General features: G+C 66.2%; 3 protein-coding genes. 2 read left to right on the top strand and 1 reads right to left on the bottom strand.

The annotated features are described in order from the left end of the window. Positions 1 to 149: 149 nt before the first annotated feature. Both UB31_RS05995 and UB31_RS06000 read left to right on the top strand, forming a co-directional pair. Entirely contained in the window at positions 150 to 2,237 is a 2,088-nt protein-coding gene (locus tag UB31_RS05995) for an AsmA family protein (protein WP_045010195.1), read from the top strand. A gap of 240 nt (positions 2,238 to 2,477) precedes the next feature. After that, positions 2,478 to 4,925 carry an adenylate/guanylate cyclase domain-containing protein gene (locus tag UB31_RS06000; RefSeq protein ID WP_045010196.1) on the top strand — a complete coding sequence of 816 codons (2,448 nt, stop codon included), beginning with the start codon at positions 2,478 to 2,480 and terminating at the stop codon, positions 4,923 to 4,925. A gap of 55 nt (positions 4,926 to 4,980) precedes the next feature. On the opposite strand, the gene UB31_RS06005 is transcribed toward UB31_RS06000, so the two are convergent. Continuing rightward, positions 4,981 to 9,675 (bottom strand): SDR family NAD(P)-dependent oxidoreductase, encoded by a 4,695-nt coding sequence (locus tag UB31_RS06005; protein WP_082078417.1) that lies wholly within the window; start codon positions 9,673 to 9,675, stop codon positions 4,981 to 4,983. Positions 9,676 to 9,690: the final 15 nt, after the last annotated feature.

Below are 9,690 nucleotides of genomic sequence, written 5' to 3' on the forward strand. Positions count from 1 at the left end.
GAAGTGTGTCATAAGTCACATAACTTTACAGCTCCCCCTGACTATTTTTGTCTGCTTGGAGCGGCTTCCCATCCCGGGATAAGCTCAGGCGCGAGGGACGGGTGACCGGGCGGGTTTCGACGCCGCTTGTCCGTCGTTGGAACGTCGACATGAGAGCAGTTAAATTCGCCGGCGCGGCGGTGGTCGCCGTCATCATCGTGATCGCGCTCCTGCTGGTGGTCGGGATCCCCTCGGGCTTCCTGACCTCGACGATTGCCTCGCGCGTCGAGCAGGCGAGCGGCTATCGCCTGTCGATCGACGGCACGACGAAGATCAGCCTGTGGCCGACGCTGAACGTCGCCTTGAGCGACCTCACGCTCCAGAACCCCAAGGATCGCAGCGGCATCACGCGCCTGACCATCGACCGCGTGCAGGTCGACATGTCGTTGTCCAGCGCATGGTCGGGCCATCCGAAGATCAGCGAGATCGTCGTCACCCATCCCGTGCTCTATTTGCCCATGCTGCGCGATCGCCTGCCGAATGCCGATGCATCGCCAGCGGCGCTTGCGCCCGACATGGATGGTGCGACCATCGACCGTTTCAAGATCAGCAACGGCGAAGTCGCATTCTCGCGCGTGCGCGATCGCGTCGACAGCCGCATCACGGCCATCAACGCCGACGCCATCATGGGCCGCGACCGCACGATCAAGGTCATCGGCACGGCGCGCATCAGCGAGCACCCGACCAGGTTCGACATCAAGGCGACCACGCCGGCGCCGCCGGTCGAGCGGCAGACCACGCCGGTGGATTTTGCCATCGACATGCCGGACGTGCTGTCGTCGCAGCTTGCAGGCCATGCCGAGCTGCGCCTCAACGGGCCGATGGTGATGATCAACGGCGTCAACGGCACGCTCGGCGATGGCGCCTTCAACGGCTGGGCCTCGGTCGATATTGCGAGCAAGCCTTTGGTGAAGGTCGATCTCGACTTCCAGCGGCTGACGATTCCGCTGGCAAAATCGCCCGAAGGCGCGACCGCGCAGCCCTGGAGCGATGCGCCGATCGATGTGTCCGGGCTCAATTATGTCGATGCGCAAATCAGGATCTCGGCCAACGAAGCCATCATCGGCCAGGCGCGCCTTGCGCCGCTGGCGCTCGATGCAAAACTCGCCGGCGGCATCTTGAAGACAGGCACCGCCAATCTCGGCGCCTATGGCGGCCAGGTCTCGGGCGAGATGATCCTCGATGCGACCAGCGGCGCACCGAGCTTTGCCATGCATTCCGACATCGTCGGCGTGCGGGCGCTGCCGCTGCTCCAGGGCCTTGCCGAGTTCGACCGGGTCGACGGCAAGATGCAAGCCAAGCTCGCACTGCGCAGCGCCGGCCCCAGCCAGCGCGCGCTGATGGCGAACATGCAGGGCACCGCCTTCGTCACTTTCCAGGACGGCGCCATCCGCGGCATCAATGTCGCACAGATGATCCGCTCGCTGACGACCAGCAAGCTGTCCGGCTGGCAGGACAGTGAGGCAGGGAGCACCGAGCAGAGCACCGATTTGTCGCAACTCTCCGCCTCCTTCCGCATCGACAAGGGCCAGGCGGTGACGACCGATTTCAACCTGGTCGGCCCGCTGGTGCGCATCACCGGCGCCGGCACCATCGCACTCGACACCAAGATGCTGGGCTTTCGCGTCGAGCCGAAGCTCGTCATGACCACCGAAGGCCAGGGCCGCACCTCCGAACCGGTCGGCTTCGGCATTCCCGTGATGATCTCGGGCTCCTGGTCGCAGCCGCAGATCTATCCCGACATGAGCGGCATGATGGACAATCCGGATGCCGCCTATGCCAAGCTGCGCGAGATGGGCAAGGGTCTGTTCGGGCCTGACGGCGCCGGGCTCGGCAACATGTTGAGCAATCTTGGTGGTAATTTCGGGCTCGGCGGCGCCGCGCCGGGCGGCGGCAACGCAGCAGGCAGCGCCAACCCGCAGATGAAGCTGCCGGGGCCGGACAGCCCACTCGGCCAGGCCATCGGCAATATGATCCAGCAAGGATTGTCCAACAGCCCTCTGTCCAACACCCCTGGAACCGGCATCCGCAGCCGCGGCCTGCCGGGAACACCGACCACGCCGGCACCGCAGCAGGCCTCGCCCGCGCCGCCGACCCAAGCCCCGTCGACCCAAGCCCAGCCGACTCAAGACCCGCCGGTCGCCCAGCAGGACAGCCAGCCGATGAACGACGTGATGCGGCAACTCTTTAATCGGTAGTTTTTGGACCAACACTTCCAGACTCCGAGGCGGTCCTTACACCCGCACCCCGTCCACTTCTTCATCCGAACGGATGAGAAGGACGGCTGCGGCATTTGGGCCGCCGCCGGCCATCCCCGCCCGTCCCTTGTCGGCTCCTTGCCCGCCCTTGCCGGTTCCTTGGCCCAAATTGTGATAGAAGATCGTAAGGGCCCGTGCGGCCCATAGCGCCGGCGTCCGTCGCGGCGCGAGAGGATCCGGATGGCAGGAGCGAAAGGCAAGATTCGGTTTCTGCGCGAGGGCCTGTTCGCCAAATACGTCGTCTCCCTCGTCGGCCTCGTCGTGTTCGTGCTTGCCGTCAACGGCGCGATGGAGACCTGGATCTCCTACCGCGCCACCACGACGTCGCTGACCGACGCCCTCGGGGACAAGGCGCAGGCCGCCGCAAGGCGCATGGAGCAGTCGGTCTCCGAGCTCGAACGCCAGATCAGCTGGGTGACACGGGCAAGCCAGGACACGCTCGAGAAGCGCCGCGCCGACTACGCCCAGCTGCTGCACCAGGTCTCGGTCGTCTCCCAGCTGTTCCAGCTCAACGGCGACGGCCGTGAGGTGCTGCGCGTCTCGCGCCAGTCGACCACGACCGGCAGTAATGCCGACCTCTCCCGCGACATGCGCTTCACCGACACGGTCGCGCGCGGCGTGAGCTATTCGCCGGCCTCTTTCGTCGATCAGAAGCCGGTGATATCGATCTCGGTGGCACATTCCGGCTTCAATGCCGGCGTCACCGTGGCCGAGATCGATCTCTCTTTCCTCTCCGACTACCTCGCCGATGCCCAGCTCGGCAAGGCCGCCTTCGCCTATGTGGTCGATGCACGCGGCCGCGTGCTGGCGACCTCGTCGAAGGGCCCCGATGTCGGCAAGGATCTGTCGAAGCTGCCGCAGGTCGCAGCCGCCATCGCCCCCGGCCGCGACGGCGATACGTTCGGCACCGACTTCAATGGCCATTCGGTGCTGACCGCGGCGAGCACCGTGCCGAAGCTCGGCTGGAACGTGCTGTTCGAGCAGCCGACCGCGCAGGCGCTGACGCCGATCCGCGACCAGCTCGTGCGCATTGCGTTGCTGATCGGCATGGGGCTGTTGGTCGCGATCCTCGCCGGCACGCTGCTGGCGCGCCGCATGATCATCCCGATCACGGCGCTGCGCAACGGCGCGCACAAGCTCGGCGAGGGCGACTTCAGCCACCGCATCGACGTGCACACCTCCGACGAGCTGGAAGAGCTCGCCGGCCAGTTCAACCGCATGGCCGGTCAGCTCCAGGAGACCTATACGGACCTCGAGACCAAAGTCGAAGAGCGCACCCGCGATCTCGCGCAGTCGATCAACGAGCTGAAGGTGCTGGAAGAGGTCGGCCGCGCGGTCGCCGCCTCGCTCGACCTCAACGCCGTGCTGCCGACCATCGCCGCCCGCGCGCTCGAGATCAGCCACGCCGATGCGGTGCTGATCTACGGCTATGATGCGGACGCGCGCCGCTTCGACCTGGTCGAGGCCAACGGCATCGACAAATCGGCTGACGGCGCCCACATCACGATCGAGGAAGGCGAGAATATTTTGAGCGATGCCGCCAGGAGCGGCGAGCCGATCGCGCTTGCCGATCTCGACCACGCGCCCGAGCAGCCGCTGCGCGACGCCGCGGTCGATGCCGGCTTCCATTCGGTGCTGGTGGTACCGCTGGTCGACCTGCAGGGCACGCTCGGCTCGCTGGTGGTGCTGCGCCGCGCCCGCGGCGCGTTCGAAGGCAGCCTCATCGGCCTGATGCGGACCTTCGCCAACCAGGCGGTGCTGGCGATGCGCAATGCGCGGCTGTTCACCGAAGTTGACCACAAGAGCCACGCGCTGGAGACCGCGCACGAGACCGTGCGCGACCAGGCCGACAAGCTGCGCGAGCAGACCGAGCAGCTCAAGGACTGGAACAAGTCGCTCGAAGAGCGCGTCGAGACCCAGCTCAGTGAGATCGAGCGGATCCGCAAGCTCGAGCGTTTCCTGGCGCCGCAGGTGGCGCAGCTGATCGCCTCCTCCGACAGTCCCGAGGGGCTGCTCACCAGCCAGCGCCGCGAGGTGACCGTGGTGTTCTGCGATTTGCGCGGCTTCACCGCGTTCACGGAAGCGACCGAGCCGGAGGAGGCGATGAACGTGCTGCGGGAATATCACGCCGCCCTCGGCACGCTGATCTTCAAATATGAGGGCACGCTCGACAAATATGCCGGCGACGGCGTCATGATCCTGTTCAACGCGCCGATCCAGTTCGAGGACCACACACGGCGTGCCGTGAAGATGGCGGTGGAGATGCGCGACACCATCGGCCCGCTGACCGAGCGCTGGCGCAACCGCGGCCATAGCCTCGGCTTCGGCATCGGCATCGCGCTCGGCTATGCCACGCTCGGCCAGGTCGGCTTCGAGCAGCGGCTGGAATATGCCGCGATCGGCAGCGTCACCAACCTCGCCTCCCGCCTCTGCGGCGAGGCCAAGGCCGACCAGATCGTGGTCAGCCGCCGCGTCTACGGCATCGTCGAGCAATGGGTCGAAGCCCGCGCGCTCGACGACCTCCAGCTCAAGGGGTTCAATCACCCGGTGCTGGCGATGGAGATCTTGTCCTGGCACGAGGAGGTGGAGAACGTGGTGGATGCCTCCGCGGCGCGGCGGAGGGGATGACCTCAAACAAAAAGAGCGAAAACAACCCCATGCACAGTAGACGGGGGCTGACGGATCAATGGGTTACGAGGGGCGACAAAGCCGGCGACTTCGCTCCGCCCGGGGTCATGATCCCATTCTCGAACAGCGCCTCGATATGCCCAGGCATCTCCGGATGGGCGTACATGGAGCTATGAGTGCCCCCCACCATGATGATGGAAGTCATCTCTAACCCAAACCGGCTCCAGCCCAGATCCGGTACCAAATGGTCTTCGAGGCTCCGAAGGCCGGGATCGTGGTCCTTGGCGTGCAGCATGTAGATTGGCGCGGCCACTTCCGGCAAGACATAGCCAATCTGGCCCTTGACGTTGTCGGATATCATCTCGCGCAGGGCCTCGGTTGATGGAGCACCAGTGAGTTCGGCCAGCCTTTCGGAATCGTCCTCGGCAAGGCCATAGGTTCTCATCAAATGTGCCCACCCTATTCCGTCGACCACCTGCATCATCGATGTCGGCACGGAGGTGAGGTCAGGCGGCGACTGCGTGTCGAGCAAGGCAACTCCCGTCACGTGATGGCCCCGACGTTCCAATTCGGCAGCCAGTGCAATGGCGACAACGCCGCCGAAAGAGCCTCCAACGAAAAACACGGACCGGTCACCGATCCAGGACTCCACGTGTGGCGCATAGTTCAAAGCCAGGTCTTCGACAGTTCCGTTCAGAAGCCCTTGCTCTGCGAGTGGGTATGGATTGAGACCCGCGATGGGATAGTCTCCGCCCAAGTCCTTAATCGCCTGGGGCGTGTTCTCACGGGTGGAGCCGTGGCCGAGACCCGGGATGTAAATCAGGACCCGATCTCCAAATCCGGGGCGGATCGGAACGATGCAAGAGGAATTTCCCTTCTCGAGCAGGGCGCTCATCTCCGCCAAGCCTGAAAGCCGGCGTTCCAGGTCAAGCTGGCGCAGAAATTCGGGATCCGCGCTGTCAAGCAATGCCGCGAGTGACGTCAGCCCTTCGAGTTTCGATCGAGCCTTACCATTGCTTCCCACACCTTGCCGCTGCGACGCACGCTCGCTGGAAGCGATCTTCTCCTGCAGCAGCTGCGCGATCGCTTGCGCCGTCGGATAATCGAAGGCGAGCGTGGTCGGCAGCTTGGCTCCAATTTGCCCCGACAGCCGGTTGCGGAGTGCGACCGCCATCAGCGAGTCCAGACCGAGATCCTTGAGCGCTTGGTCCGCAGGCACCGACGAGGCCCCGGGCAGCGCCAGCACCGCCGCGATCTCCTCCTGCGCCAGCTCCACAAGCGCCTGCAGCCGCTCCGCGTCGCTCGCAAGCGAGGCCAGCCGCGACCGCAGACTATTAGTGTCGCCGCTTCCCACTGAGGCGCGCCGCAATCCACTGCGCACCAGGCCACGATACAGCGCAGGCACGTCGTCGGCGAACTGGCGCTGCATCGCGCCGACATCCAGATGGATCGGAATTACCATCGCCTCGGGTAGCGCCTGCGCCGCATCCAGCAGCTCGAGCCCAAGCTCCAGCGACAGCGCCTGCACGCCCTGCCGCCGCATCCGCATCAGCTCGGCGCGGCCAAGATGCGCCGTCATGCCGACACCGCGCTGCTCCCACAGCCCCCACAGCAGGCTCTGCCCAGCCAATCCGCGATGCCGACGCTCCGCCGCCAGCGCATCAAGGAATACGTTCGCCGCCGCGTAATTCGCCTGGCCCGGGCTGCCAAGCCCTCCCGCCGACGAGAACAGCACGAACGCTGCAAGATCCTTATCCGCCGTCAGCTCGTGCAAGTGCCAGGCGCCATCGAGCTTCGGTCGCAGCACACGCTCCAGCCGCTCGACGGTCAGCGCCGGCACGATCCCGTCGTCCAACGTTGCGGCAAGATGGAATACTCCCGTCAACGGACGATCCGGCGCGATGGCGCGCAACACCGCACCGACCGCATCACGATCCCCGACGTCGCAGCTCACCACTTCAACAGTCTGCGCGCCCTGCCCCTCGAGCTCGGCGACCAGTTCAGTCGCTCCAGGCGTCGCCATTCCGCGACGCGACGTCAGCAACAGATGTCGCACTCCGTGCTTGGCGACCAAGTGCCGCGCAACCTCACGGCCAAGCTCGCCGACCCCGCCCGTGATCAACACCGTCCCGCCAACAGCAAGACGTCGCGGCTCGCCCGCACCGACTCCGGCCCGTACCAGCCGTGGCGCCAGCACCGAACCATGCCGCAGGGCGAGCTCAGGCTCAGACGTCGTCGACGTCAGCCTCGACAGCAACGAAGCATCCGAAAGCAGCGCATCCACATCAACAAGCTGCAGCCGCCGATCCGGATGTTCCGCCCGCGCGCTTCGCACCAGTCCCCACAGCGGCGCACGGGACAGCCCGCTCGCGCCTTCATCGGGACCCGTCGCCACCGCGCCCTGCGTCAGCCACGCGACCTGCGTCTCGTTCAGACGCGCTTCGCCAAGGATCCCCTGCAGCTCGGCAAGACCGCGTTCCGCCGTCGCATGCGTCGCCGCCAGCACGCTGCCGCCCATCTTAGACAGATGGTCGAACACGATCTGGCCCGGCACGCTTGCGCCCGCATCAAGCCGCGCCACAAGTGCCGACACGCTCTCGGCGTGATCAAGCCCCAGGCGCGCCGCAAGCGCGCTGTCGCTGCCCACCATCAGCGGCACCGCTTCAGCGCCGGCCTCGCTCAAGGCCACCGCGCGCCATTCCAGACGGTACAGATGTTGCGTCTCGCCGCGCGAGGCCTCGCGGATCTGCGCTTCGCTCGCTTGCTTCAGCCGCAAGCCCCCGACATGCGCCACGACCCGCCCGTGACCATCCGCGAGTTGCAGATGCGCCAGGGCCTCGCCCTCGCCGCTGCGCTCCACTGACGCGCGGATCCGCAACTCACGTGCTCCCATCGCTGACAGCGACACTTCCGACCACTCGAACGGCAGCAGCACCAGCCCGTCGCCGAGGTCTTCGACCTGCGCAAGCGTCAGAACATGCAGCGCACTGTCCAGCAGCGCCGGATGCAAGCCGTAACTTTCCGCCGATTCAGACAGCGCCTCCGGCAGGACGGCACGGCCGTACACCGCATTGCCAACCCGCCACGCCTCTCGAAGCCCTTGGAAAGATGGCCCATACCCGTAGCCGCGGGCCTGCAACTTCACATAATGCTCCGTCAAGTCGATCGATGTCCCGCCTATCGGCGGCCACGCCTCGAGCCCGCTTGCCTCAAGCCCACCGTCTTGCGCTGCGGCTTCCTGCTCCGCGGCCTCGCCCAGCACGCCCTGCGCATGCAGCGTCCACGAGCCGCCCTCAGCCGCATCTTCCGCGCGGCTGTAGATGCTCAAGCTTCGGCCGCTTATGGCCTGGCCACCATCCACCTGAACCTGAAGCCGGACACCGCCCTCCGCCGGCAGCACCAGCGGCGCCAGCAGCGTCAGCTGCGACACTTCCGTCAATCCAACCGCGCGCGCCGCCGCAAAGCCCAGCTCCAGCAGCCCGGTCCCCGGCAGCAGCACCGTCCCGAACACCGCATGATCGCCAAGCCAGCCCGCTTCCGACAACGACAACCGGCCCGTCAACAAAAACCCGTCGCTCTCCGCAAGCGGCGTCGCAGCGCCAAGCAGCGGATGCGACGCATCCGACAGCCCCATCGTCGCGGCGTCCCCACTCGCCTTCTCAGCCTCCAGCCAGTAACGCTGCCGCTGGAACGCATAGGTCGGAAGTGACGCAACAGGTGCCGTCGCACCCGCTCCCGCCGCCTTCGCCCAGTCAACACCAACACCATGAACATGCAGCGCGCCGAGATTGCGTAAAAGCTCCGACATCCCGCCGCCGTCACGGCGCAGCGATCCCACCACCACGCCATGCTCGCCGCTCGCCGCAGACAGCGGCATCGCCAGCACCGGATGCGCGCTCGCTTCCACGAACACGCCGTGCCCGCTGCCGATCAACTCGGCCAGCGCAAGGTCCAGCCGCACCGTCTGCCGCAGGTTCCGGCACCAATAGGATCCGTCCAGTGACGTCCCCTCGCAGCGCGCTCCCGTCACCGTCGAGATCATCGCCACCTCGCCTGCCTGTGGCGCAAGATCCGACAGCAAGCCTTCCAGCTCCGGCAGGATCGGGTCCATCTCCGCGCTGTGCGAGGCGTAGTCCACATTGACCTGCCGGCAGAACACGCCTTCCTGACCAAGACGGCCGACCCAGCGCTCGACCACTTCAGTCGGCCCCGAGACGACCGTCGAGCCCGGCGTGTTCACCACCGCCACCGACAATCCGGACCATTCCGCTGCCTTCAGCCGCTCTTCCACAACTGAAGCCGCAAGCTCCGTCACCGCCATGGCCCCGCGCCCGCTCAGGCCCCTCAACAGCTTGCTGCGCAGCGCCACCACCCGGGCTCCGTCCTCAAGCGACAGGATGCCGGCAACCACGGCGGCTGCGATCTCGCCCTGGCTGTGGCCCACAACCGCCGATGGCTGCAGTCCGAGACTGCGCCACACCGCGGCCAGGCCGACATTCATCGCAAACAGCGAAGGCTGGATCACGTCCACCTGCTCCAGCAGGCAGGCTTCGAGATCCTCATCCCCGCGAAGCACCGACGTCAGCGACCAGTCCGTGTAAGGGGACAACGCCGTCTCACAGGCCGCAATCGCCTGCGCAAACACCGCCGATTCCGCCAGCAGGGCTCGGCCCATCGATGGCCACTGACTGCCCTGTCCGGGGAACACGAACACCACACGACCGCGATCGCGCGCGCTCCCGACCGACACCGCCGCATGCGGGCG

The organism is Bradyrhizobium sp. LTSP849, assembly GCF_000938255.1.
Lineage (GTDB): Bacteria > Pseudomonadota > Alphaproteobacteria > Rhizobiales > Xanthobacteraceae > Bradyrhizobium.